Below are 24,391 nucleotides of genomic sequence, written 5' to 3' on the forward strand. Positions count from 1 at the left end.
AACAGGTCCCGCGGATGCGGGACCGACTGCTGCGCGCTTCCGGTCCGGGCGGTACGGTCGTGCGGAACGGACACCGGTGTGCCGTTGCCGGCGCGACAGAGCCCGGGGCACAAGCTTGATCGAGAGCGGGGAACGTTGAGCGATCCGAATCCGCACGCGGACAACTCGTACCAGTGGGGCCCTCCCCAGCCGGGCGGGCAGGGGAACGGGCCCGCCGGCGGGGGCGCTCCGGCCTACGGGTACCCGCAGCCGCTGCCCGAATCGGCCGCGCAGCCCGGCCCCGCCTACGGCTACCCCCCGGGGCCCGCGGCCCAGCCGATGGTGCCCGGTCACGGCCATCCGCAGCCGGGCGCGCCGGCGGCGGGCGCCCCGTTGCTGGCGCTCGGGGACATCACCATCGTGAACGACCAGATCATCACACCGGTCGGCACCATGCCGCTCAAGGGCGCGGTGTGGTCCGCGACGGACCTGTCGCACACCGAGGAGCGGATCCCCACGGTCGCGATCGTGCTGGCGATCGTCTTCGCCCTGCTCTGCCTGGTCGGTCTGCTCTTTCTCCTGATGAAGGAGAAGAAGACGACGGGCTTCATCCAGGTCTCGGTGACCAGCGGCGGGAAGCACCACTCGACGATGATCCCCGCGACCGGTCCGGAGACCTTCCCGTGGGTGATGGGTCAGCTCAACTCGGCCCGGGCGATGAGCGCCTGACCTTCCGCCAGGGAGGCGCGGCGCTTCCGGCGTACCGCGTACGGCCCCACCGTCACGCCGCCACCCCGCGGCGACGGGGGCAGGGGCGGCACCTGTACGGGTTCCCGGCAGCCGTGCGGATCCCGGGTACCGCACGGCGCCCGGGATCCGCACGGTCCCCGGAACCACGGACCGACCGGGGCGGATACGCTCGGGGCTGTGGTGAAGGAAGCGAAGGACGTGCAGGAGACCGAGGCGTCCCAGGGCAAGGACGCCAGGGCCCCCAAGAGCGAGCAGACCCGCACGCTCATCCTCGAAACCGCGCTCCGGCTCTTCCAGGAGCGTGGTTACGACAAGACGACGATGCGGGCCATCGCCCAGGAGGCCGGAGTCTCCGTCGGCAACGCCTACTACTACTTCACGAACAAGGAACACCTCGTCCAGGGCTTCTACGACCGGCTCGCCGCCGAGCACGAGGCGGCGGTGCGGCCGGTCCTGAACGGCGACGAGGACCTCGCGGTGCGGATGCGCGGGGTCCTGCTCACCTGGCTGGACGTGGCGGAGCCTTACCACCGGTTCGCCGCTCAGTTCTTCAAGAACGCTGCCGACCCGGAGAGTCCGCTCAGCCCGTTCGCGGCGGACTCGGTCGCGGCCCGGGAGGCCGCGATCTCCATCCACCGGCGCTGCCTGGCCGGTTCCGACACCAAGGCCGACCCCGAACTGGCCGAGGTGTTGCCGCAGTTGATGTGGCTGATGCAGATGGGCCTGGTGCTGTACTGGGTGTACGACCGCACGGAGCACACCGAGCGCAGCCGTCGTCTGGTCGAGCGCGCCGCCCCGATCGCCGCACGGGCCATCGCCCTGTCACGGTTCCGGGCGCTGAGGCCGCTGGTGCGGCAGATCCACGAGGTGCTGGTGGAGTTCCTGCCGGGCGCCGCGAAGCGCCAGGGTGTGTTCCGAAAGTAGCGTCGTCCGCCCGAAGGGCGGGGCCCGCGCCGTCCGGTGCGGCGGTCCGGGGCGGGGTGGGCACGGGGACTGCGGCGGCGCCGGGAGGCGGCGCCGGTCGGGGCCCCGTCCGCGCGTCACCGCCCGGGGGCCCTGGCCGTGACCAGCAGCCCGGCGAGCAGGCTCGCGACCAGGATGAGCCCGGCCGCCCGCCGGAGGGCACGCCCACCCGCACCGCCCGTCAGATCCGCCGCAGCTCCCACAGCCGCCAGATGCCGGTGCCGTTCGAGAGGTACTGCGAGCCGGAGACCGTGGTCTTGCTCAGGACGTAGTCCTTCTTCTGCCACAGCGGCACCAGCGGCACGTCCTCGCCGACCACCGCCTGGAGCTTCTTGTAGTCCGAGGAGGTGCGGCCGCGGTCGCTGTACCGGAGCGTGGACGCGATCAGGGAGTCGACCTTCTTGCTGGAGTAGCCGTTGTGGAGGCTGTTCTCGCTGCCGACGAGCGGCTGGCTGAACGTGTCGGGGTCCGGGTAGTCGGGGAACCAGCCGATGGCGTACGCGTCGTACTTGCCGGTCGGGTAATCCTTCAGGAACTGCTGCCAGTCGACGGCCTTGAGGGTGACCTTGAACATCCCCTCCTTCTCCAACTGGCGGCGGATCTCGGCGCCCTCCTTGACGTACGCCCCGTCGCCGCTGCCGTAGGCGAAAGTGATCTTCACAGGGGTCTGCACACCGGCCTCCTGCAGCAGCTTCTTGGCGCGCTCGGAGTCGGGAGAGGGATAGGCGTCGAAGAACGGCGTGCTGTGCCCGATGACGCCCTGCGGGATCAGCGAGTAGAGCGGCTCGACGGTGCCCTCGTAGACGTCGGTCACCAGCGGCCCGCGGTCGAGGACCGAAGCGACCGCCTGCCGGACCCTCTTGTCGGCGAACGGCGAGTCGGGGCGGACGTTGAAGACGAGGTTGCGGATATCGGCGCTGTCCGCCTCGGTGATGCGCAGATCGGGGTCGCCCGGGTTGAGCGCGGCGAGCGCGGCCGGCGGTAGCTGACGATGCGTCACTTCGAGCTTGCCGGACTTCCATGCCGCCAGGAGCTCCTCCGACTCCTTGTAGTAGCGCACGGCGACCGGGACACCGGACTTCGCCACCGCGCCCTTGTAGTGCGGGTTGGGAACGAACTCGGCCAGCTTGCCCGGCTGGTACGACTTCAGCAGGTACGGGCCGGAGCCGTCGACGGTGTTCCCGGCCCGGAGCTTGTCCGACGGGTACGACTCGCGGTCGACGATCGAACCGGCTCCCGTGGCCAGCTTCTGCGGGAACGTCGCGTCGCGCGAGGAGAGGTTGAAGGTGATGGTGCGGCCCTCGGTCACCACGTTCTTCAGGGTCGGGAACAGCACCCACGGACCGGTTTCCGTCTTGATTTTGATCATGCGGTCGATGGAGAACTTGACATCGGCGGCGGTGATCTGGCGCCCGTTCGAGAAGTGCAGGTCGTCCCGGAGCTTGCACTGGTACGTCTGGAGTTTCTGGCCGATGAACTGGCAGCTCTCGGCGGCATCGGGCTCGGGAACGGTCCCGCCCGGCTTGAACGTCAGCAGGGACTGGTAGACGTTGCTGTACATCGCCCAGGAACCGACGTCGTACGCACCGGCCGGATCGAGCGAGGTCACCGCGTCCGTGGTACCGACGAGGATCGGATCGCGCTTCACCTCGTCGGAGGGGAGCAGTTGCCAGGCAGTGACGCCTGCGATGACCAAAACCGCGAGAATCGCGAGAATCCGTACCCGGACCGACCGCATGGACGTGTTCTCCCTATTACCAGCCCCACCTTGGTGTCGCGCGCAGACACGCGGGCCACCGCAATGCTCGCGCTCACCCAATCACACGAATTTCACATCTGGAAGACCAAAACTGGGACTCATAGCCTTTTGTTCGGCACTTGAAACCTTGGGCCTTCAACAGTGTCTGTAACAAGACAACGACGGAGCGTCAGATCTGTCGCGAAGCCAGTTCCACGACGGTGATGTCGGAGGGCGCGCCCACCCGTACCGGCGGCCCCCAGGCGCCCGCCCCGCGCGTGACGTACAGCTGGGTGTCCCCGTACCGTTCGAGTCCCGCGACGGTGGGATTGGCGAGTCCGGCGACCAGGTTGCCCGGCCAGAGTTGCCCGCCGTGGGTGTGTCCGGACAACTGGAGGTCCACGCCCCAGGCCACGGCGTCGTCGATGACGACGGGCTGGTGGGCGAGGAGGACGGAGGCGCGTGCGGGGTCGCGGTCGCCGAGCGCGGCGTGGAAGTCCGGGCCCTGCCCCTCGCTCTCCCCGGCGATGTCGTTGACACCGGCGAGGTCGAATCCGTCGATCTCGACCCGGGCGTTCTCCAGCGGGTGGAGGCCCAGTTCCCTCACGTGGTCGACCCATGGGGCGGCACCGGAGTAGTACTCGTGGTTCCCGGTGACGAAGAAGCTCCCCCGGCGGGCGTCCAGCCCGGCGAGCGGTTCCGCCGCCGGACCGAGGTCGTCGACGGTCCCGTCCACCAGGTCGCCCACGACCGCGACCAGATCCGGCTGGGTCCGGTTGATCGTGTCGACGATCCGCTGGGTGTGGGCGGCGCCGAGGATCGGCCCGAGGTGGATGTCGCTGACGACGGCGATCCGGAAGCCGTGCGCGGAGCGCGGCAGCCTGGCGAGCGGGACGGTGACCCGCTCGACCCGCGGCCCGCGCAGCACGCCGTACGTGCCGTGCCCGACCGTGCCGAGCCCGGCGACGGCGGCGGCGCCCCCGACCGCCCGCGCGACGAACCGGCGACGGGTGAGAGCGGAGGCTGCGGTGCCGGCGCCGGAAGCGGTGTGGCGGTCGGGCTCGATGCCGGGACCGGTGCCGGTCGTCCCGGCGCCGGACCCCGTGCCGTTCCCGGCGTCGGCCGCGAGCCCGGCGGCGACGGATCCGGAATCGGCGGACGCGGATCCGGAATCGACTCGCACGGCTTCGGAGTCGGCTGCACGGAAGCCGCCGTCACCGGCACCCACCACGACGGCCGAGGGCTCCGGCCCGGCTGAGGAAGCCTCAGCCGCCGAGGCACCTTCCGCGTCCGTGGCCCCGCCCCGCGAGACCCCGCCCCGCGAGACCCCGCCCCGCGCGCGCCCCTCCGGTCGACATCGCAGGGACGGGGCCGGCATGGGCATCTCCCCGTGCCGGGCGTGCCCGTCCGGTCGTTCCCGTACGGTCTCCCCTTCTCCCCGTACGGCGTCCCGGCGCGCGAGCACCCGTCGCAGCACCGGCCGTACCACCTCGCCCACCAACAGCGCGAGGGTCAGGTAGAGCACCGCCGCCAGCCACAGATAGCCCGGCCAGGCCAGCGCCTGCTGGAGCCGGAAGGGCGCACCGGCGCGGCCGGCGACCAGGGCGCCGATGCTCAGCAGCGGCAGCAGGTACGCCGCCACCGTGCCTGCCCGGCGCCAGGCACTGCCCTTGGCCGTCGTGTCGCCGACGAAGCGCTGCCAGAGGTAGCGGTGCACGCAGGCCAGCAGCGTGAGCACCACGAGCACCACCAGCGCGAGACCCGCAACGGCCATGTACGTCTCCCCCGCCGCTCGTCCGTCCGGTTATCGACGCTCGCGGCGCAGGGCCCTGAGACCTCGGAACCCGATCACCCCGACTGCCGTCCCCAGGAGAAAGGACGTGATGGCGAGCAGCAGGTGCACCCAGAAGTAGCCGGTCGGGTCACCCGCGTCGTCGAAGGCGAGCCCGCTGGCGTCCTTCGCCAGATTCTTGACGAAAGTGATCCAGATGACCCAGCTCCACACCCCGAAGGCGAGCAGGAACCAGGAGACGGGACGGCTGAGCTTCATGGACCCAGTATGTCCGCCACCCTGCGGCGAGGTCGCCCGGGGTGGGCTGTCCCGGCGTCGCCCACGGCGGGTCAAGCCGTCCGTGCCCATGTTCATATCTTCACCCTGTACGTTTCCGACCGTGCCTGCACTGAAGAAGATCGTGCTGACGGTCGCATCTGCCGCCATGTTGTCCGCCTTTGCCATCAGTCCGGCGTCGGCGGCCGACAAGGACGCCTCCGACAAAGAGCCGAAGCCGCCCTCCGACATGTCGCAGGTCGGGGGCGAGCTGCTGAGTCGGGCCGGTACGCAGGTCAAGCTGGGGGCCGGGGCCCCGGTCCTGCCCAAGGGCCTCACGGGCAGGTCGTGGATCGTCGCCGACGCGGAGAACGGCGACGTGCTCGCCGCGCACAACGCGCACTGGCCGCTGCCGCCCGCCTCCACGCTGAAGATGCTCTTCGCGGACACCGTGCTGCCCAAGCTCCAGCCGAAGACCCGGACGTACACGGTGCGGCCCGAGGACCTCGCCGATCTCGGCGAGGGGAGCAGCCTGGTCGGGGTGAAGGAGAATCTCACCTACACGGTCCACGACCTGTGGCTCGGGGTGTTCCTGCGGTCGGGCAACGACGCCGTGCACGCGCTGGCCTCGATGTACGGGGGCGTCCCCCGGACGGTCGCCGACATGCAGACGCACGCCGAGGAGCTGCAGGCGCTCGACACGAAGGTGGTGTCGCCCGACGGGTACGACGCACCCGAGCAGGTCTCCAGCGCGTACGACCTGACGCTGATCGCCCGCAGCGGGCTCCAGAAGGCGGACTTCCGGGAGTACTGCTCGACGGCCGAGGCCGACTTCCCCGGCGCGAAGAAGAAGAACGGGGAGCGCGAGACCTTCGCGATCCAGAACACCAACCGGCTGCTCACCGGCGCGGACGGGGTCGACCCGTACAAGGGCATCGCGGGCGTCAAGAACGGTTACACCACCCACGCGGGCAACACCTTCACCGGAGTCGCCGAGCGCGACGGCAAGGTGCTGCTCGTCACCGTCATGAACCCGTCGTCCAAGGAGCAGCACGCCGTCTACAAGGAAGCCGCGAGCCTCCTCGACTGGGGCTTCGAGGCCGACGGCAAGGTGACCCCGGTCGGCGAGCTGGTGCCGCCGAAGTCCGCCGGGACCGGTACGGAGAACGACACCGGCAGCGGGACGGGTAAGGGCCCCACGGCCGCGAACGGGACGGGCGACGGCCGCGGCGGCTCCACGCACGCCGCCGGGACCGCGACCTCCGGCGACGGCGGCGGGAGTGGTGCCGGGATCGCGCTGGGGATCGCCTCGGGCGCCGTGGTGCTGGTGGGCGGAGGGGCGTTCCTGATCAACCGGCGCTGGCCGCTGCCGGACCTGGTGCGCCGCCGTTCCCGTCACTGACGGGCCCGGCGTTCCCTCCGCCGTCCTCACCGGCTTTCCCTCCGCCGTCCTCACCGTCTTTCCCTCCGTCGTCCTCACCGGCTTTCTCTCCGTTGCTCGGCGTCGCCGTCCAGGCGGCGCAGAACAACAGCAGCCTCGCGGTGAAGTTGAGCCACAGCAGGAGTGCCACCGGCACCCCGAAGGCGCCGTACATGCTCTTCGAGGCGACGCCCTTGATGTAGCTGCCGAGCAGCAGTTTGAGCAGCTCGAAGCCGACGGCGCCGATCACCCCGGCGACCAGCAGCCTGCGGCGCGGCGGCTCGACGCCGGGCAGCAGCGTCAACAGGTAGAGCAGCAGCAGGAAGTCGGCGAGGACCGCCACCAGCAGGGTGGCCACCTGAAGCACCACGGCGCCCGCGCCCTGGTTCGGGATGCCCAGCACGCCCGCGGTCCAGCCGACGGCGACGGAACCGGCCGAGGAGACCACGAGCGTGGCGAGCGCCGCCCCGCCCAGCCCCAGCAGCAGCCCCGCGTCCTTGAGCTTGCGGACGACGGGGTTGCCCGTGTCGACGTCGTCGATGCCCCATACGGCGCGCAGGCAGTCCCGCATGGCACCGATCCAGCCGATGCCGGTGAACAGCAGCACCGCACCGGCAACCCCTCCGACCGTCCCGGCATGGGCCACCAGATCGCCGATGCCGAGCTGCTCGGAGATGCCCGGCACCTGCTCGGCGAGCACGTTCTCGATCCGGTGCAGCTGCTTCTCGGTGAGCAGCGCGGCCCCGATCGCCGCGCCGAGCGCGATCAGCGGAAACAGCGCCAGGAAGCTGATGAACGTGATCGCCGCCGCGAGCCTGGTCCAGTGGACCCGTTCCAGCGTCTCGTAGGAGCGCCAGGCGTGAGTCTTCATCAGCCGGGAGACGATCGGCCCGACGACGGGGAGCTTCTTCAGCCAGTCCATGACATACGACTACCTGTCCGGACACCGAAACCCGAAACCCTCCTGACCGGCGAACGAGTTGAAACGCATCGAAACATATTGAATCGCCCATATAGGTGAGCACATTGATAAATCCCTCGAATGGGTTTTCTCAGGCGATACGGTCACCGTCATGTCCGTCGACACCGTGTCCCTGACCGGCTGGGGCCGTACCGCCCCGACGACCGCCCTGCGCTTCCGCCCGCGCTCCTACGAGGAGGCGGCGGCGACGGTCCGCGGCTGCGGGCCACGCGGCTCCATCGCCCGGGGGTTCGGCCGGGCCCACGGCGACGCGGCGCAGAACGGCGGCGGCTCCGTGCTCGACATGACCGCGCTGAACCGTATCCGCACCATCGACGCCGGGGCGGGTCTGGTGGTCTGCGACGCCGGCGTCAGCCTGCACCGGCTGATGGAGGTCCTGCTGCCGCTCGGCTGGTTCCCGCCGGTCGCACCGGCCACCCGCCGGATCACCGTCGGCGGCGCGATCGGCTCCGACGTCCACGGACCGGGCCACCACGTCTCCGGCTCCTTCAGCCGACACGTGCGGGAACTGGAGCTGCTGACCGCCGACGGCCGGATCCGTACGGTCCTGCCCGGCACCGCCCTCTTCGACGCGACCGCGGGCGGGCTGGGGCTGACGGGGGTGATCCTCTCGGCCACGCTCCGGCTGCACCGCGTCGGCAGCGCGTGGATGACGGTCGACACCGAGCGGGCCGTCGACCTGGACGACCTGCTCGCCAGGCTCTCCGCCGGGGACCACCGCTACCGCTACTCGTCCGCCTGGATCGACCTCCAGGCCCAGGGCCGGTCGACGGGACGTTCCGTACTCACCCGAGGGGAGCATGCGCCCCCGTACGTGCTCCCGGCGGGCGCCCGGCGCGCACCCCTCGCGTTCCGCCCGGGCCGACTGCCCGCCGCCCCCGCCCCCGTACCGGCGGGACCGCTCGGCCGCGCCTCCGTGGCGCTCCTCAACGAACTCCGGTACCGCCGGGCACCGTTCTACCGGATCGGCGAACTCCAGCGGCTGTCCACGTTCTTCCACCCCATGGACGGGCCCGCGCACGGCCACCGCCTCGACTTCCTCGGTCTTCCCGACCGCCTCGACCGTCTGCACGGCCGCGCCGGATTCGTCCGGTACCAGTTCGTCGTCGGCCACGGGCAGGAGGAGGCGCTGCGCCGGATCGTGCGCCGGATCTCGGGGCGCCGCTGCGCCTCGCCCCTCGCGGTGCTGAAGCGGCTCGGCACGGGCGACCCGGGCTGGCTCTCGTTCCCGATGCCCGGATGGGCGCTCGCCCTCGACCTGCCCGCCGCCCTGCCGGGTCTGGGCCGGTTCCTGGACTCGCTGGACGAGGAGGTGGCGCAGGCCGGTGGTCGGGTGTGTCTGGCGAAGGACGCGCGGCTGCGGCCGGAGATGCTCGCCGCCATGTACCCGAGGCTGGACGAATTCCGGTCGCTGCGCGCGGAACTGGATCCGGAGGGAGCGTTCCGCTCGGACCTGTCGCGGCGCCTGTCGCTCTGACGGGGCCGCCTGCCCGGGACCACCGACTGCGCGCCGCCCCGCGTCTCTTCCCCGCGTCTCACCTCTCCTCCCCGCGTCTCACCTCTCCTCCCCCGTCTCCCGCGCTTCCGTCTCCCACGCCGTCCGTCCCCCACGCCGTCCGTCCCCAAGCCCCCGTCCCTCTCCCGTCAGCAAGGAGTGTTCCGTGAAGGACGCATTCGGTGCTCCGCAGTCCCTGCTCGTGCTCGGCGGTACGTCGAGCATCGCCCTCGCCACCGCGCGCCGGCTGATCGCCGGGCGCACCCGTACCGTCCGGCTGGCCGGGCGCCCCTCCCCCGCTCTCGAATCGGCCGCCGACGAGCTGCGCGCGTGCGGCGCCGACGTCGGTACGGTCGACTTCGACGCCCTCGCCCCCGAGACCCACGAAACGGTTCTCGGGAAGGTCTTCGCCGAGGGCGACATCGACGTCGTGCTCCTCGCCTTCGGCATCGCGGGCGACCAGGAACGGGACGAGGAGGAGCCGCTGGGCGCGGTCCGGGTCGCCCAGACCAACTACACGGGAGCCGTCTCCGCCGGGCTGGTGTGCGCCGGCAGGCTCCAGGCGCAAGGGCACGGCTCGCTCGTGGTGCTGTCCTCGGTGGCCGGCGAGCGAGCCCGCCGCGCGGACTTCATCTACGGGTCCAGCAAGGCGGGCCTGGACACGTTCGCCCAGGGCCTGGGGGAAGCGCTGCGCGGCACGGGGGTACACGTGATGGTCGTGCGCCCCGGTGTCGTACGGCCGGAAGCGGCATCCACCGAGCCCGCGACACCGCGCCCCACGACACCGCGGCCCCCGACCTCACGCACCACGGCGGCACAAACCGTTCCGTCACGGTCCGTGGCATCACGGTCCGTGGCATCACGGTCCGTAGCATCACCACTCACGGCCTCACGGTTCGCGGAGTACGGGCATGCCGCGTCCCGGATCGCCTCGGCGCCGCTGGAGGCACCCGCTCTCGTGACCACGCCGGACGCGGTCGCGAGGGCGATCGTGACGGGGCTGCGGCGACGCTCGGGGACGGTGTGGGTGCCCGGGGCGCTGCGCATGGTGATGTCGGCGCTGCGGCATGTGCCGCGCCCGCTGTTCCGGCGCCTGCCGGTGTGACGCACACCGGGCCGCTGTTCCGGCCCCTGCCGGTGTGACGCATACCGGGCCGCTGTTCCGGCGCCTGCCGGTGTGACGCATACCGGGCCCGCTGTTCCGCGCCTGCCGGTGCGACTATGTACGCCCCCGGTCCGACGTGCGTCGCGCCCGCCCCGACGGGACCGGGACGGGCGCGTACGGGGGACGGGTCAGGACTGGAGGGAGGGCTCGTCCACGGAGGAGCCGCCCTGCGCGGGCACGGCGGGCGTACCGTCCCCGGCGCCGAACGGAAACTCGTTGATCTTGCGCCACACGCGGTCCGCGCCCTGCTCGTACAGCGCGAACGAACCGCAGGTCCAGGCGGCCTCGTAGTCGGCGAGCTCCTCGTACGCACGGTCCATCGCCTGCTCGGGGATGTCGTGCGCCACGGTCACGTGCGGGTGGTACGGGAACTGGAGCTCGCGCACCAGCGGCCCGGAGGCGTCCCTGACCCGCTTCTGGAGCCACGAGCACGCCGAGGCGCCCTCGACCACCTGAACGAAGACGACCGGCGAGAGAGGCCGGAAGGTGCCCGTCCCGGACAGCCGCATCGGAAAGGGGCGGCCGGCCGTCGCGATCTGGGCGAGGTGCGCCTCGATCGCGGGCAGGTCGGCCGCGGCGGCCTCGGTCGGCGGAAGGAGGGTGACATGGGTGGGAATGCCGTACGCGGCAGGATCCCCGAAGCTCGCGCGCCGCTCCTGGAGCAGACTGCCGTAGGGCTCCGGGACCGCGATCGAAACGCCGAGCGTTACGGTCCCCACGTCGTTCTCCTCAATCCTCGAAGGTCGGTTGTCCTCGATGGTGAACAGCCACTTTTCGGCCATCCACCCGGTGGATTTCCCATCGTCAGTGTGACGCCCGGGGCGACGAAACCACCAGGGTCCTTGGACTCAGTGCTTCGCGGGCAGAAAGCCCATCCGGTCGTACGTTCGGGCCAGGGTCTCGGCCGCCACGGCACGGGCCTTTTCGGCACCCTTGGCCAGGATCGAGTCCAGACTCTCGGGATCGTCCAGGTATTCCTGGGTGCGGGTGCGGAACGGTGTGACGAAGTCGACCATGACCTCGGCGAGGTCGGTCTTGAGCGCACCGTAGCCTTTGCCCTCGTACTTCCGCTCAAGATCCGCGATACCGGCACCGGTGAGCGTGGAGTAGATGGTCAGCAGGTTGCTGACGCCGGGCTTCTCGGCCCGGTCGAAGCGGATGACGGTGTCCGTGTCGGTGACCGCGCTCTTGACCTTCTTGGCGGTGGCCTTCGGCTCGTCGAGAAGGTTGATCAGGCCCTTGGGGGTGGCCGCCGACTTGCTCATCTTCGACGACGGGTCCTGCAGGTCGTAGATCTTCGCCGTCTCCTTGAGGATGTACGGGTCCGGCACGGTGAACGTGTCACCGTAGGTGCCGTTGAACCGCTCGGCGAGATCGCGGGTCAGCTCCAGGTGCTGGCGCTGGTCCTCGCCGACCGGGACCTGGTCGGCCTGGTACAGCAGGATGTCGGCGACCATCAGCATCGGGTACGTGAAGAGTCCGACGGTGGTGCGGTCAGCGCCCTGCTTGGCGGACTTGTCCTTGAACTGCGTCATGCGGGACGCCTCGCCGAAGCCCGTGAGGCAGTTCATGACCCAGCCGAGCTGGGCGTGCTCGGGCACATGGCTCTGGACGAAGAGCGTGCAGCGCTCCGGATCGAGACCGGCGGCAAGGAGCTGAGCGACGGCGAGCCGGGTGTTCGCGCGCAGCTGCGCGGGGTCCTGCGGCACGGTGATCGCGTGCAGGTCCACGACCATGTAGAAGGCGTCGTGGGAGTCCTGCAGCGCCACCCACTGGCGCACCGCGCCGAGGTAGTTGCCGAGGTGGAACGAGCCTGCGGTGGGCTGGATTCCGGAGAGCACGCGGGGACGTTCAGAGGCCATGGGCCCATTGTCTCAGGTGCGGCACGTAACTCCGGCAGCCGGTGGCGCAGCCGTGCGGCGGGGACGGGTACGCGGCCGGGGCGTGCGGTACGGGGCACGGCAGGGGCGTCACGGGGCGGGCGGGCACGCCGTGAATCACTGGTTTCCCCGCCCCGGTTGTGACCGACGATACAAAGTGGGCACCATCTCCCCGCCCATGCCGCACGACGATCGGAGATCCCGTGTCGACCACGGACAACGCCATCGCCTCCGCCGAGGCGCACAGTGCGCACAACTACCACCCGCTGCCCGTCGTCGTCGCCTCGGCGGACGGCGCTTGGATGACCGACGTGGAAGGCCGGCGCTATCTCGACATGCTCGCCGGGTACTCGGCGCTCAACTTCGGTCACGGCAACCGACGCCTGCTCGACGCGGCCAGGGCCCAGTTGGAGAGAGTGACCCTCACCTCGCGCGCCTTCTACCACGACCGGTTCGCCGATTTCTGCGCGCGGCTCGCCGAGCTGTGCGGCATGGAGATGGTCCTGCCGATGAACACCGGGGCGGAGGCCGTGGAGACCGCGGTGAAGACCGCCCGCAAGTGGGGCTACCGGGTGAAGGGCGTCCCGGACGGCATGGCCAAGATCATCGTGGCTTCGAACAACTTCCACGGCCGTACGACGACGATCATCAGCTTCTCCACGGACCCGGAGGCGCGGGAGGACTTCGGCCCGTACACACCGGGGTTCGAGATCATTCCGTACGGGGACCTGACCGCGCTCGCGGAGGCGATGACCGAGAACACGGTGGCGGTGCTGCTGGAGCCGATCCAGGGCGAGGCCGGAGTACTGGTGCCGCCGCCCGGCTACCTCCCCCGGGTGCGCGAGCTGACCCGGGAACGGAACGTGCTGTTCATCGCGGACGAGATCCAGTCGGGCCTGGGCCGGACCGGGAAGACCTTCGCGTGCGAGCACGAGGAGGTGGTGCCGGACATGTACGTGCTCGGCAAGGCTCTGGGCGGGGGCGTGGTCCCGGTGTCGGCGGTGGTCTCCTCCCGGGACGTGCTCGGTGTGTACCGGCCCGGTGAGCACGGCTCGACGTTCGGCGGCAACCCGCTCGCCTGCGCGGTCGCGCTGGAGGTCATCGCGATGCTCAGGACCGGCGAGTACCAGCAGCGGGCGGCCGAACTCGGCGAACACCTCCACCAGGAGTTGAACCTGCTGGTGGGCGGCGGCGCGGTGGAGGAGGTACGGGGACGCGGCCTGTGGGCGGGCGTCGACATCGCCCCGCACCGCGGCACCGGCCGGGAGATCTCCGAGAAGCTGATGGGGCGCGGGGTGCTGGTCAAGGACACCCACGGCTCGACGATCCGCATCGCTCCGCCGCTGGTGATCAGCAAGGAGGACCTGGACTGGGGCCTGGAGCAGATCCGCGGAGTGCTGCGCGGCTGAATCCGGATCCGGGTCGAACGGTCCGGACGTCCGGATCCGAGTCGACCGGATCCGGACGAACGGTCCGGACGAACGGTCCGGACGAACGGGTCCCGGGGGGCGGCCGACCCCGGGACCCGTTCGTCCGACTCCTGGCCGACTTCCGGCCGACTTCCGGCCTGCTTCCGGCCTGCTTCCGGCCTGCTTCCGGCCTGCTTCCGGCCTGCTTCCGGCCTGCTTCCGGCTAGAGGATGACGTGGGGCAGGAAGCGGGCGTACTCGTCCGTCACCAGCCCCTCCGACTCCCGGATGCCGAGGCCCGCCGCCTCGCCCTCGACGACCCACGCCCCGAGTACGACCCGGTTGCCGTCGAAGTCCGGAAGGGAGGCCAACTCCTGGTAGCAGCACGGCTCGTCGCGCAGCACCTCGGGGCTCCCCGGCTCGTGGATCGTGACCCCGGCGCCTTCCCGGCCCAGCAGCGGCTTGGTGACGTAGCCGGCCCCGGCGCCCGTACCGTACGTCGCCAGTTCACGCGGACCGTCGAGGTAGGAGGCGAGCAGGTTCGGGTGGCCCGGGTAGAGCTCCCAGAGGATCGCCAGGAGCGCCTTGTTGGAGAGGAGCATCTTCCAGGCGGGCTCGATCCAGCAGGTGGTGCCGGTGCCGCCGCCGTTGTCGAGGGTGTCCAGGACGTGCGGCCCGAACGTGTCGGTCGCCAGCCACTCCCACGGGTACAGCTTGAAGCAACTGCGGATGAACCCCAGGCGTTCATCCACGAACCGGCCCGTCAGCCGGTCCCAGCCGATCTGTTCCACGGAGAGCGCCTCCGTGTCGAGTCCGGCCTGTTCTGCGGTCTCCCGCAGATAGGCGACCGTCATCAGATCCTCGCCGATCTCGTCGCCCTCGGTGTGCGCGAAGTGCACCGGTCCGGGCGGCAGCAGCGCGGCCTGCCGACGCCACGCCTCGACGAGGCGTTCGTGCAGCGAGTTCCACTGGTCGGCGCCCGGGAAGCGGTCCTCCATCCAGAACCACTGGGCACTCGCGGCCTCCACCAGTGAAGTGGGAGTGTCGGCGTTGTACTCCAGCATCTTCGCCGGCCCGGTTCCGTCGTAGCGCAGATCGAAACGGCCGTAGATGGACGGAAGTTCGTCGCGGCGAAGCCAGGACTCCGCGATCAGGTCCGCCAACCGCAGGTCGGTGATGCCGAGTTCCGCGAACCGGCCCCGCTCCACGATATGCGCGGCGGCGGCCAGGCACATCGTGTGCAGTTCCTCGACGACCTCCTCCAGCGCCTCGACCTCGGGCAGCGAGAAGACGTAGTAGGCGCTCTCGTCCCAGTACGGTCGCAGTGACCCGTCGGGGTGGCGGGTGAGCGGGTAGACCACACCCTGACTCTCGACCGTCTCCTGCCAGCCGGGGCGCGGCTGTGTGGTGCGGCGTTCCATGCCGGTTCAGCCGCCTCCGGTGCCCGAGCAGCCGAAGCCACCGCGTTCGACGGCCGCCTTGTCGAAGCTGCCGCCCTCCACCCTGCCGTTCTTGCTCTTGCCACCGTAGTAGTACGAACCGCCGCCACTTCCACTGCTGCTGTCGCCGCCACCGCCACCGCTCTTGCATTTGTAGCTGGGCAGTTGCTTGTAGGTCAGCGGGTCGACACACCGCTTGTCCGGCTCGGAACCGCAGGAGGTGATCACCGCGGCGAGCATCCCCATGCCGCCGAGCACCACGGTGCTCGACCTCAGCTTGCGTATGGCCATGTTTCCGTCTCCCCCGTCGTATGAATCCAGCCAGTACGGCCGTTCGTCAGATTAAAGCGCGGCCGATCGCGACGGGAAGTGGGGGCACGAGGCCCACACCGGAGACCACTCACGTGCCGGGCGGCACCATGGGAGGCGAGAGACGCGTTCCGGGACGAGACCACCTCGCCGGGCAACCTCGGGGTACGCCATGCCCCAGCGTTCCGGCAACGTCGAATGCCGACTCACCACCCCTCCCCTACCCCAGCAAAACGTGATCGCCAAGCACTCCGGACGGGAGGAGAGAGGCGAATGCCAGGTCCGACGATCCGTCAGAAAGTGATCTCACGCCGACGATCCCCATCGAAGGGGAGCCGCCACCGAGTAGCCTCGAAGCCACAGGGTTTCTCAACTCCGGCTATATGCGTGCAGCAGCAAGGCGCGACCATACCAGCACACAGAAAGGGCTACTTTGACCCTGATATCGCAATTCAAAGAAGTAAGTAAAAACAGCCCTCGCGCCACCTAAACCCGCAGGTCAGGAACTGTGATCCCCGCGCACGCGGGGATGCCCGCTGCGGCCGAGCGTCGCTCGCGCTCAAGCACCAAACTGGTGTCACCGGACTTGGTTGTCATGGTGACGTTTCGGACAACAAGCTGCCCCATCGCCTTCCATGCGATGGGGCAGCTTCGAGTTGGCGCATATGGCGCAAGGTAAGGATCAAGCAGCCTAGACATCTCCGGACTTGACGCCCGACACGAAGGACGCAAAGGCGTCGACGGAAAGGTTTAGCACCACACCGTTCGGGTTCTTCGAGTCACGGACCGGGACGAGGCCGTGAAGGGCAGCGAGGTTGTCAGCGACCTCAATGCAAGCGCCGCCGTTCTCGCTGTACGAGGACTTGAACCAACGGGGGGATTCGGTCGTCACGGGATGCCCTTTCGCAACTGGTTGATCACGGCCACGGATTCCGCTTGGGACAGCGCTTCTGCCTGCAACTGATGGTAGGCCGTCAGCAAGGGCACCACGGCAGGGCTTTCCCGTTTAAGCCGCCCACGCTGCGCGGACTCCGCGTACGAGAGGAGAGCACGGTTCGCCATCGTCAGGATGTACAGCGGCAAGCTGAGTGGGCGACGATCACCCATGGCGAACGGGGCGACTTGGAGCACGCTGTTCGGCAGTGCGGCGAACTCGACCAACCGCTCCAGTTGCGCGTCCATAATGTCCGGACTGCCAACGGGCCTTCTGAGGCAACTCTCGTCGAGTACTACGAACACCAAGGGCGGCGGCGTGCGTTGGAGGGCTGTCTGACGTGTCGCTACGAGGCGTTTCGCTCGTCTCCTTGCTCGGGTGTGATGGCTCCCCGTTCAACCGCACGAGCGGTCAGCGCTGATGCGTACTCCGGTGTCTGGAGTATGCCGGGCATGACACCAACTTCATAAAGTCTGATCTCTGCCGCGCGCGTCTCATGGGTAACGTACTCCGGGAACCCCTCAAGTAGCGACGTCTGCCTCACGGCTCGACTCTGGCGTTCGAGCCTGTCTCCACTGCCGAGCACCCTGTCAGCAGATGCCGCAAACCGGCGAGTTGGAGGGCGGCGACCAGTTTCAACGGCTGAAATGTGCGTCCCTGAGCAGCCCATGCGCTTGCCCAGCTCGTCCTGCGTCCAGCCGCGCTTGTCCCGCAGCATGCGCAAACGCTGCCCGAAAGCCGCACCCGGCGACTCCTCAGGGTCCAACTCCTTGCGATTCATTATCTAGACGTCCAACTCTCTAATCAATTCACGCAAGTTGAAGACAGGCTGACTGTAGGTCACGCTGAGCCGCCTTGGTAGTGGAACCACTACGGAGAGGAGTGGACCGTGTCCGCGAAGAACGGCGCCTCGAACCAACAGGAACCCCCGCACACCCCGGCCCCGGCTCTGGCCTCGACCCCGGCGAGTTCCGCGGTGAGTGGTGCGGAAAGTGGTCCCTGCGTCCCGTCGGCGGCGGGGTCGAGTGGGCCGTCGCCCCCGAGGACGTACGGCCGGCCGACCGACAGAGCGGTTGCGTGCCGAGCTGGCCCGCGCCAACCGTCGTAGCCGTGGTGAGCTGCTGTGACGGGGCCGTCCCTCGCCGGGACGTATGCGGGTGACAGCCGGACGACCGTCCAGCTCGGTGGAGCTCTGGTCGGCTCGCCACGGCTCGCGCTGCGGTGGCTGCGCGGCCAGGCCGTACGGATCACGAACGGGCTGGACCCGAAACCGGGCACCCCGTGGATTCCCCCATACGTGTTACGGCCCGGGCAGCCGCCCCTGCTCGCTCCCACACGCCCGCCTGCAACCGTGCCCGCCTTCGACGCACCGACCGAGCTGCGTGCCTGGGCCGCCGACGACGAACGTCAGACCGTGGCTCTGCAACATCTCGCCGCAGGACGCGAGTTCGAGTTCGTCGCCAGGGACGAGGCGTGCTGGTACGGGCTCACCGCCCGCCCGCTGGTCGTAACGCAGCCCACGCCCGTACCGCGCGCGTTGATCGCCGCGTAGCCCCTCACAGACCCCGCAGAACCCACATACCCCGCCCGGCTACCGAAAGGGAAGCGCACCCATGCCTCTCCTGACGCCGTACGTCGCGTCACGCACCAACCGAACACCCCGTACGCCAGCATGAGTTGACGATCGAGTTCGCTGCGGGCGTGCCCCGGCTCGCGTACCGCAATCCGCGCCCGGGGGACCGGAACCATCACGGGAACCTGTGGGTGCGCATGCACGAATCGACCGGCGGGCGTGTGCAGTACAACTCCATGCATGTGGGCCGCCAACGCGCCTGCATGGAGAAGATGCTGTGCCAGGTCTGCGGCGGGCCGGCCGACCGCAACAAGCAAGGCTGGCTGTTCCTCGACTGGCGCCGCCCCGACTCACCCCCGACCTGGCCCGAACGCTCCATCACCTCCATGCCACCCCTGTGCACCGAACACGCCCACATCTCCCTCCACCAGTGCCCCTTCCTGCGCCGCACCGAGCACGCCGTACTGCGCGTACGCAAACCCCGCCTCCACGGGGTCTCCGGCACCCTCTACCAACTCACCGACACCGGATGGCACACCTCCGACAACGACGTCCTCGCCCCCTACGGCGAGCCCCGTCTCCCCGGCATACTCGCCTCCCGCCTCCACCGCGAACCACGCGACGTCACCGTCACCGAACTCCCATAGCCGGCGGCAGACCCCTTACCGCGCCGCCCCGCACTCCTGGCATGTCACCGCCCCCCTCCGCGACCTGCTGGTGCCACAGGTTCTGGACGGCGAAAGGCACATTCACGAGTACGCGTCCGATCTAAATCGTACGGACCGCCGCGACGAGGCAGCACAGAACAGGTGTGAACCCGCACACGCCGCACTCGCTTTGCCGGACCGGGCCCTGAATCTGACCTGTCTGGATCGAGTTCGGTAGGGTGTTCGTCGGAACGGCTAGGGGGGACTGGTGACGTTCGAAGACGATTGGTCACGCATCAAGTCGCAGGTGCAGGAGCGCCATTCGGAGAACATGCGCCTCAACTCCGCTGGGTCCACGCCTGCGGGCTCCGGTGCCGGAGGCGAAGCCGACCTAGTGGTGCATCAGGACGACTTGGGCGCGGTGGGCAACGAGGCATTCAGAATCCATGGCGAGTTGCGGAAACGCTCCGACATCGCCGGTGCGGGCATGGACAAGGGCGAAGCCGGGACGACTGCCCAGGCGGCGGCGGAGTTGCAGGCGCGGAACTTCAGTGCTGGCGCGGAGTTGTACACGACACTCGAAGCCTGGACTTCGCAGGTCAAGACCGTCCTGCAGATGTGCGCACACATCTCCAACCACTTGGACTACTCGAAGAAGGCACATGCCAAGGACGAGTCGGAGATCGCAGCGAGCCTACGACAGAGGGACGGGTCGGCAGTCCCGGTGTCGGAACTGATGAAGTACGTGAAGTGAGCGCGGAAGCGGGGGCAATGAGCGTTCTCACCTATACGGACCTGATGGAAGCGGACCTGAAGAAGCTGAGTACGGCCGCCGCTGATTGGAAGCTGGCTGCAGGCCGCTTGGGAACGCTGAAGGCCGATGCCACCGGAACCCTCCTGCGGATGTCGGATGAGGCACAGTGGGCGGGCGTGAACGCCTCGGTCACCAAGGAGTTCGTTCGTAAGACGGTCAAGGAGATCTCAGACCTGCACAGGGAGGCCGAGAGCATCGCGGCCGTCCTTGAAGACGCGCACGGTGAACTCACGTACGTTCAGAAGCGGGCACGGGATTTGACCGCCGAAGCCCGTAAGGGAGATCCGGACCACTCGGGGGAGCCTGATCCAGGTCTCCTGGTGACGGACGGCCCCAACGGCACGGTGAAGGTCATGGAGCCGTTCTGTGATGCCAAAGGGTCTTCTCAGCGGACGAAAGACCTGGTGCAGTGGTACGCAGACACCCTCACGGGGCTCGTGGCGCATGCGTCGGAGATCGACGCGGCCGTGACCCGCGCTCTGAAGAAGAGCCACGGCGGTGACCCGCACAACGCGGGGCACGCAACCTACACCTCGCTGGACGAGGACCAACTGCCTCGGGCCACAAGGCTGGCTTCGCTCGGTGATGACGCCAACGCCTCGCAACGCGCTGAACTACGGCGCCTTTGGACATCGTTGAGCCCACAGGCCCGTGCTGAGTTGTGGAGTGGCCACAAAGACGACCTTCTAGCTGCCGGACTGCTCTCCCCGACGGTCAAGAAAATCGCCCCCGACCGCGGATCCGGCCCTCACGGCGTGGAGGAACCGGGAGCAGAGGAACGGAGAACCCGCGAGAAGATGAATCTGATCGCCGAGGCAGCCGACTGGAAGGGTGACAGCGACGCTGCTCGGCACATGGCGCACTACTTGGGGAACAGCGGGACGAACATGGATCTGCCCGTGGACAAGATGATGTCCGACGTTCCCGACTTCCGCGACCACATCGAGAGTTCCATCAGGGACCACCAGGACGCATGGCGCGAGCAAGCGCTTGAGGAGTTCAGGAAGAATGGCGGCCGTCCGGTCTCCATACCCGTGGAGACCAGCAACAAGGACTTCACCTTCCAAAAGGAAGTCAACAACAACTGGTTCTACGCGGTCGGTTCCACCAGGTCGAACGTGACCGGAGTGGTCACCGTCGTGCCGGACGCGAACGGCGAGCCCAGAGTGGGCCTCGACTATCAGGCGAACGCGTGGGACCGCTACAACTGGGACGAGAACAAGGGAGTGACCATTGATGTCCCGGTGATCGGCGAGATGTCAATCCCTGACGGGCAGATGGCCCGCCTTCACACCACGGGAATCGCCAGCGAATTCGACATGGCGGGCAGCAGTTCCAGCAAGCACTACGATCTGGGCGGATCAGCTTCAAACTACGACCCGTTGCCGGAACCGGACGAGCCCGGACGCGAGGAAGGTCGCACAGACCCCGGCCGCGAGCAGCAGGAAGCGCGATAGAGGTTCAACCGGTGAGCAATTCCAACAAGATTTCCGCCGAGGAGCTGCCCGGGCGTCGTCGACGACTGCTGATCGTCGTCGCGCTGGCGTTTGCCGCCTGCGTCGCCGCTTTGATCGGCGTGTTCGCCTGGGCCGTCGACGATGTGGAGTCGGACCTGCTGGACCGGGAGATGAACTGCTGCTGGGAGGCGGGAGCCACCCCGGCCTGGATGAGCGGGCAGCTGGGTATCCGCATTCCGGAGGCGGCGTCGGACCGGCGTGCGGGCTACAAAGTGGGTGAGCGTCACGACACGGGACTGCTGTCCTTCGTCCTGCCCAGCAAGGAGGCGGATGCCTACACGGGTCGCCTTCTCCCGGAGGACACCAGGATGATCGGCAACTTCCACCCGAAGGAGAAGGGTTACCGGCCCGCCGCCGCTTTCTCCCACCTCGGGTTGGCAGAACCCGAGACGCTCGTGCAGGGACTGCGGAAAGTCAGCCTGTGCCCCGATGACCTCGACTCTCCCGAAGGCAAGCACCTTCGGCGTTGCGTCGACCTGTTCGCGCACGAATTCAGCCCCGGCACCACTCGGATCTACGTCCGATCGACCATCGAGCCGACCGTGACGCCACCTCCCGCGAGCTCCGGTCCGTAGAAGTGCTGCGGTCGGCAGGCCGACACCGTGCGGTCACACCGACCACCGTGCCTCGCCCCGTCAGGGCTCGGAGGTCACGGACCGCAGGACGCGGACCAGCGAGTCCAGGGCGCCCGCCCAGGGGCTGTCGGTCGGCGCCCCGTAGCCCATGACCAGGGCGTCGAGAACGCCGCCAAGCACTTCGACGAGACCGAGCTGGCCCACCTCGTCGCCGCGATCACCACCATCAACGCCTGGAACCGGTTCGCCGTGACCACCCGTATGGTCCCTGGCCACTACCAGCCGGGTGACAGCAAGCACTGACGCGCGCCGCCCGGTGACGCGCCGGGCCGGTGCGTCCGCCCCGCCCCGGGGACGGCAGCCCGCTCCCGTCGCACGGGACCGGCCGTACGCGGGCTCTGCCGTACGCGCCGGGCGAACGCGTTCACGTTGTGCGCGTATACGCCGTGCGTGCTCTCGTTGTACGAACCTCCGCCATACGCCACTCACCGTACGGGCTGTGCCGCGCGCGTCCTTGTCCGTACGAGGTCCGTACGAGGCCACGCCACATGGGTCACGGGTCACTCTGCCGGCCCCGCGCCTTCCGTGCCTCGTACACGGCTGCGTGCCTCTGCGCGGATTGCGCGCCTCGTACGTCCTGCGCGTCCTCCGTGCCCCGCGCGCCCGCTGACCTAGCATGCCGCCGCAAAGGGCCTGCGCGTCCCCACTCTGGGCCCGTCCGCAGGCCCCGATCGCGTCACACGCCCCCACACTCCGCGCACCCGCCCCCTCACGACCCTTTCCCCGGGAGTCCACGATGACCGCGTCAGTCCTTCGAGCCCTCCACCTCGACCGCGCCCCCGATGACCCGCTGATCCTCCCGGGTCCGTGGGACGCGGCGAGTGCCCGTGTCCTCGTCGAGGCGGGCTTCCCCGCGCTCGCCACGCCCAGTGCCGGTATCGCCGCCTCACTCGGCCACAGGGACGGGGAGACGCCCGCCGACGAGATGTTCGCGGCCGTGACGAGGATCGTGCGCGCCGTCCCATCGACCGTTCCTGTGTCCGCGGACATCGAGGCGGGGTACGGGCTGCCGCCCGCAGAACTGGTGGAACGCCTTCTGGAGACCGGCGCCGTGGGCTGCAACCTGGAGGACTCGGTCGACGGCGTCCTCGTCGACGCCCAGCGGCAGGCGGACCGGCTGGCGGAGGTTCGGGCTGCCGCTGGTGACCGGCTCTTCGTCAACGCCCGCGTGGACACGTACGTCCACGGCGTCCCCGACGGCACGGACCAGGAGGCGGAGACGATCCGCCGCGCCCGGGCGTACGTGGCGGCGGGCGCGGACTGCGTCTACCCGATCATGGCGCCGCCCGAGGCCCTGCCCCGGCTGGCCGCCGCCGTCCCGGGCCCGCTCAACGCGGTCGGCCTGCCCGACGGACCGCCGCCGCGCCGCCTGGGGGAGCTGGGTGCCACCCGGATCACGTTCGGCCCCGGGCTGCAGCACCGAGCCATGGCCGCCCTGCGCGAGATCGCCGACGAACTGCTCAAGGGCTGAACACCCGCGCTCCTGACCGGTTGACCGGCGCGGGTACGCCACCGCCCCCGGCAGCGACTGCGAATGCAGCCCCGACGGGGGCGGTGGCGTACGCGCGTGAAGACGTACGTCCCAGACAGCGCCGAACCGGGCCGGAACGGAACCGGAATGGAACCGGAACCGGATCGGAATCGGACCGGAACTGGTCCAGACAGGAACGAAACCGTTCCGATCCGGACCGGAACGGTCAGATCAGGCCGAGCTCGCGCACCGCGTCGCGCTCCTCCGTGAGCTCCTGCACCGACGCGTCGATGCGGGTGCGGGAGAACTCGTTGATGTCCAGGCCCTGGACGATCTCGTACTTGCCGTCCTTCGTGGTGACGGGGAAGGACGAGATGAGGCCCTCGGGCACGCCGTAGGAGCCGTCCGACGGGACGCTCATGGAGGTCCAGTCGCCGGCAGCGGTGCCGTTGACCCAGGTGTGGATGTGGTCGATGGCGGCGTTGGCGGCGGAGGCGGCCGAGGAAGCGCCACGGGCCTCGATGATCGCGGCGCCGCGCTTGGCGACGGTCGGGATGAAGGTGTCGGCCAGCCACGCCTCGTCGTTGACGACCTCGGCGGCGTTCTTGCCGACGATCTCCGCGTGGAAGATGTCGGGGTACTGGGTCGCCGAGTGGTTGCCCCAGATCGTCATCTTCTTGATGTCGGAGACGGCGGCGCCGGTCTTGGCTGCCAGCTGCGAGATCGCCCGGTTGTGGTCGAGGCGGGTCATCGCGGTGAAGCGCTCGGCCGGTACGTCCGGGGCGGCGGCCTGCGCGATGAGCGCGTTGGTGTTGGCCGGGTTGCCGACGACGAGGACCTTGATGTCATCCGCGGCGTGGTCGTTGATCGCCTTGCCCTGCGGCTTGAAGATGCCGCCGTTGGCGGAGAGCAGGTCGCCGCGCTCCATGCCCTTCGTACGCGGGCGGGCGCCCACCAGCAGGGCGACGTTGGCACCGTCGAATCCCTTGTTGGCGTCGTCGGTGATCTCGATGCCGCGCAGCAGCGGGAAGGCGCAGTCGTCGAGCTCCATCGCGGTGCCCTCGGCGGCCTTCAGGCCCTGCGGGATCTCCAGGAGACGCAGGTTGACCGGCACGTCCGGGCCGAGCAGGTGGCCGGAAGCGATGCGGAAGAGCAGTGCGTAGCCGATCTGGCCGGCTGCGCCGGTCACGGTGACATTCACGGGAGTGCGGGTCATGGCGATCTC

At 69.2% G+C, this 24,391-nt stretch carries 22 protein-coding genes and 3 pseudogenes; 14 read left to right on the forward strand and 11 right to left on the reverse strand.

Annotation, left to right across the window (positions count from 1 at the left end; all coding sequences use genetic code 11):
- Window positions 1-135 precede the first annotated feature (135 nt).
- Together ACGF2V_RS28880 and ACGF2V_RS28885 are read left to right on the forward strand one after the other, a co-directional pair.
- Window positions 136-708, forward strand: a complete 573-nt coding sequence (locus ACGF2V_RS28880) for a hypothetical protein (protein ID WP_362620908.1) — start codon at window positions 136-138, stop codon at window positions 706-708.
- 198 nt (window positions 709-906) lie between these two features.
- Window positions 907-1,653 (forward strand): TetR family transcriptional regulator, encoded by a 747-nt coding sequence (locus ACGF2V_RS28885; protein WP_362710249.1) that lies wholly within the window; start codon window positions 907-909, stop codon window positions 1,651-1,653.
- A 220-nt stretch (window positions 1,654-1,873) separates the two neighbouring features.
- Here the strand turns inward: ACGF2V_RS28885 and ACGF2V_RS28890 are convergent, their stop codons facing one another.
- The 3 genes from ACGF2V_RS28890 to ACGF2V_RS28900 form a co-directional block, all read right to left on the reverse strand.
- Window positions 1,874-3,430 (reverse strand): ABC transporter substrate-binding protein, encoded by a 1,557-nt coding sequence (locus ACGF2V_RS28890; RefSeq protein WP_362710251.1) that lies wholly within the window; start codon window positions 3,428-3,430, stop codon window positions 1,874-1,876.
- A 190-nt stretch (window positions 3,431-3,620) separates the two neighbouring features.
- Window positions 3,621-5,204 (reverse strand): metallophosphoesterase, encoded by a 1,584-nt coding sequence (locus ACGF2V_RS28895; protein ID WP_362710254.1) that lies wholly within the window; start codon window positions 5,202-5,204, stop codon window positions 3,621-3,623.
- 30 nt (window positions 5,205-5,234) lie between these two features.
- Window positions 5,235-5,480, reverse strand: a complete 246-nt coding sequence (locus tag ACGF2V_RS28900; protein WP_362620900.1) for an SCO4848 family membrane protein — start codon at window positions 5,478-5,480, stop codon at window positions 5,235-5,237.
- A gap of 121 nt (window positions 5,481-5,601) precedes the next feature.
- Between ACGF2V_RS28900 and ACGF2V_RS28905 the strand changes: the two genes are divergently transcribed.
- Entirely contained in the window at window positions 5,602-6,879 is a 1,278-nt protein-coding gene (locus ACGF2V_RS28905; protein ID WP_362620899.1) for a D-alanyl-D-alanine carboxypeptidase, read from the forward strand.
- Here the strand turns inward: ACGF2V_RS28905 and ACGF2V_RS28910 are convergent.
- Window positions 6,827-7,819 carry a YihY/virulence factor BrkB family protein gene (locus ACGF2V_RS28910; protein ID WP_362620898.1) on the reverse strand — a complete coding sequence of 331 codons (993 nt, stop codon included), beginning with the start codon at window positions 7,817-7,819 and terminating at the stop codon, window positions 6,827-6,829. The genes ACGF2V_RS28905 and ACGF2V_RS28910 overlap by 53 nt on opposite strands.
- Before the next feature lie 151 nt (window positions 7,820-7,970).
- Here ACGF2V_RS28910 and ACGF2V_RS28915 point away from each other — a divergent pair, with 151 nt between their 5' ends.
- Window positions 7,971-9,356, forward strand: coding sequence for an FAD-binding oxidoreductase (locus ACGF2V_RS28915; RefSeq protein ID WP_362620896.1), 1,386 nt, complete (start codon window positions 7,971-7,973; stop codon window positions 9,354-9,356).
- A gap of 184 nt (window positions 9,357-9,540) precedes the next feature.
- Window positions 9,541-10,479: an SDR family NAD(P)-dependent oxidoreductase gene (locus ACGF2V_RS28920; RefSeq protein ID WP_362710256.1), complete on the forward strand. Its 939-nt coding sequence runs from the start codon at window positions 9,541-9,543 to the stop codon at window positions 10,477-10,479.
- A gap of 188 nt (window positions 10,480-10,667) precedes the next feature.
- Here the strand turns inward: ACGF2V_RS28920 and ACGF2V_RS28925 are convergent, their stop codons facing one another.
- Together ACGF2V_RS28925 and trpS are read right to left on the reverse strand one after the other, a co-directional pair.
- Window positions 10,668-11,258 (reverse strand): 2'-5' RNA ligase family protein, encoded by a 591-nt coding sequence (locus ACGF2V_RS28925; RefSeq protein ID WP_362620892.1) that lies wholly within the window; start codon window positions 11,256-11,258, stop codon window positions 10,668-10,670.
- Between the two features lie 129 nt (window positions 11,259-11,387).
- Window positions 11,388-12,401 (reverse strand): tryptophan--tRNA ligase, encoded by a 1,014-nt coding sequence (trpS, locus tag ACGF2V_RS28930; protein WP_362620890.1) that lies wholly within the window; start codon window positions 12,399-12,401, stop codon window positions 11,388-11,390.
- Between the two features lie 221 nt (window positions 12,402-12,622).
- Between trpS and rocD the strand changes: the two genes are divergently transcribed.
- Entirely contained in the window at window positions 12,623-13,828 is a 1,206-nt protein-coding gene (gene rocD, locus ACGF2V_RS28935) for an ornithine--oxo-acid transaminase (RefSeq protein WP_362620888.1), read from the forward strand.
- Window positions 13,829-14,051: 223 nt separating this feature from the next.
- On the opposite strand, the gene ACGF2V_RS28940 is transcribed toward rocD, so the two are convergent.
- From ACGF2V_RS28940 to ACGF2V_RS28955, 4 genes and pseudogenes are all read right to left on the reverse strand, one after another.
- A complete protein-coding gene (locus ACGF2V_RS28940) occupies window positions 14,052-15,248 on the reverse strand; it encodes a glutathionylspermidine synthase family protein (RefSeq protein WP_362620886.1) in 1,197 nt (398 codons plus the stop codon).
- Window positions 15,249-15,254: 6 nt separating this feature from the next.
- Complete coding sequence (locus ACGF2V_RS28945) at window positions 15,255-15,557, reverse strand: hypothetical protein (RefSeq protein WP_362620884.1); 303 nt, start codon at window positions 15,555-15,557, stop codon at window positions 15,255-15,257.
- Window positions 15,558-16,266: 709 nt separating this feature from the next.
- On the reverse strand, window positions 16,267-16,467 hold the full coding sequence (locus ACGF2V_RS28950) for a DUF397 domain-containing protein (RefSeq protein WP_362620883.1): 201 nt from the start codon (window positions 16,465-16,467) through the stop codon (window positions 16,267-16,269).
- Window positions 16,464-17,290, reverse strand: a pseudogene (locus ACGF2V_RS28955) (Scr1 family TA system antitoxin-like transcriptional regulator). The gene ACGF2V_RS28950 and the pseudogene ACGF2V_RS28955 overlap by 4 nt, the downstream one beginning before the upstream one ends.
- A gap of 101 nt (window positions 17,291-17,391) precedes the next feature.
- Between ACGF2V_RS28955 and ACGF2V_RS28960 the strand changes: the two are divergent.
- The 8 genes and pseudogenes from ACGF2V_RS28960 to ACGF2V_RS28995 all read left to right on the forward strand — a co-directional run bounded on the left by ACGF2V_RS28960 (window position 17,392) and on the right by ACGF2V_RS28995 (window position 23,166).
- Window positions 17,392-17,636 (forward strand): annotated as a pseudogene (locus tag ACGF2V_RS28960) (hypothetical protein).
- Window positions 17,633-18,061 carry a hypothetical protein gene (locus ACGF2V_RS28965; RefSeq protein ID WP_362710260.1) on the forward strand — a complete coding sequence of 143 codons (429 nt, stop codon included), beginning with the start codon at window positions 17,633-17,635 and terminating at the stop codon, window positions 18,059-18,061. The pseudogene ACGF2V_RS28960 and the gene ACGF2V_RS28965 overlap by 4 nt, the downstream one beginning before the upstream one ends.
- A gap of 125 nt (window positions 18,062-18,186) precedes the next feature.
- Entirely contained in the window at window positions 18,187-18,729 is a 543-nt protein-coding gene (locus ACGF2V_RS28970; RefSeq protein ID WP_362710263.1) for a hypothetical protein, read from the forward strand.
- Window positions 18,730-18,997: 268 nt separating this feature from the next.
- On the forward strand, window positions 18,998-19,483 hold the full coding sequence (locus ACGF2V_RS28975; RefSeq protein ID WP_362710266.1) for a hypothetical protein: 486 nt from the start codon (window positions 18,998-19,000) through the stop codon (window positions 19,481-19,483).
- Between the two features lie 17 nt (window positions 19,484-19,500).
- On the forward strand, window positions 19,501-21,000 hold the full coding sequence (locus tag ACGF2V_RS28980; protein ID WP_362710269.1) for a hypothetical protein: 1,500 nt from the start codon (window positions 19,501-19,503) through the stop codon (window positions 20,998-21,000).
- 11 nt (window positions 21,001-21,011) lie between these two features.
- Window positions 21,012-21,635, forward strand: coding sequence for a hypothetical protein (locus tag ACGF2V_RS28985; protein WP_362710271.1), 624 nt, complete (start codon window positions 21,012-21,014; stop codon window positions 21,633-21,635).
- A 165-nt stretch (window positions 21,636-21,800) separates the two neighbouring features.
- Window positions 21,801-21,938, forward strand: a pseudogene (locus tag ACGF2V_RS28990) (carboxymuconolactone decarboxylase family protein); the annotation flags it as partial.
- Window positions 21,939-22,431: 493 nt separating this feature from the next.
- Window positions 22,432-23,166, forward strand: coding sequence for an isocitrate lyase/phosphoenolpyruvate mutase family protein (locus ACGF2V_RS28995; RefSeq protein ID WP_362620877.1), 735 nt, complete (start codon window positions 22,432-22,434; stop codon window positions 23,164-23,166).
- A 226-nt stretch (window positions 23,167-23,392) separates the two neighbouring features.
- On the opposite strand, the gene ACGF2V_RS29000 is transcribed toward ACGF2V_RS28995, so the two are convergent.
- A complete protein-coding gene (locus tag ACGF2V_RS29000) occupies window positions 23,393-24,382 on the reverse strand; it encodes a malate dehydrogenase (RefSeq protein ID WP_362620876.1) in 990 nt (329 codons plus the stop codon).
- Window positions 24,383-24,391 lie beyond the last annotated feature (9 nt).

It is taken from the genome of Streptomyces sp. NPDC047982 (genome assembly GCF_043204165.1).
Classification (GTDB): domain Bacteria; phylum Actinomycetota; class Actinomycetes; order Streptomycetales; family Streptomycetaceae; genus Streptomyces.

Bases quoted from the DNA above. Each gene is read 5' to 3' on its own strand.
- ACGF2V_RS28915 (WP_362620896.1), top strand. From the start codon at position 7,971: ATGTCCGTCGACACCGTGTCCCTGACCGGCTGGGGCCGTACCGCCCCG.
- ACGF2V_RS28895 (WP_362710254.1), bottom strand. From the start codon at position 5,204: ATGGCCGTTGCGGGTCTCGCGCTGGTGGTGCTCGTGGTGCTCACGCTG.
- ACGF2V_RS28940 (WP_362620886.1), bottom strand. From the start codon at position 15,248: ATGGAACGCCGCACCACACAGCCGCGCCCCGGCTGGCAGGAGACGGTC.
- ACGF2V_RS28890 (WP_362710251.1), bottom strand. From the start codon at position 3,430: ATGCGGTCGGTCCGGGTACGGATTCTCGCGATTCTCGCGGTTTTGGTC.
- trpS (WP_362620890.1), bottom strand. From the start codon at position 12,401: ATGGCCTCTGAACGTCCCCGCGTGCTCTCCGGAATCCAGCCCACCGCA.
- ACGF2V_RS28910 (WP_362620898.1), bottom strand. From the start codon at position 7,819: ATGGACTGGCTGAAGAAGCTCCCCGTCGTCGGGCCGATCGTCTCCCGG.
- ACGF2V_RS28980 (WP_362710269.1), top strand. From the start codon at position 19,501: ATGAGCGTTCTCACCTATACGGACCTGATGGAAGCGGACCTGAAGAAG.
- ACGF2V_RS28900 (WP_362620900.1), bottom strand. From the start codon at position 5,480: ATGAAGCTCAGCCGTCCCGTCTCCTGGTTCCTGCTCGCCTTCGGGGTG.
- ACGF2V_RS29000 (WP_362620876.1), bottom strand. From the start codon at position 24,382: ATGACCCGCACTCCCGTGAATGTCACCGTGACCGGCGCAGCCGGCCAG.
- ACGF2V_RS28995 (WP_362620877.1), top strand. From the start codon at position 22,432: ATGACCGCGTCAGTCCTTCGAGCCCTCCACCTCGACCGCGCCCCCGAT.
- ACGF2V_RS28945 (WP_362620884.1), bottom strand. From the start codon at position 15,557: ATGGCCATACGCAAGCTGAGGTCGAGCACCGTGGTGCTCGGCGGCATG.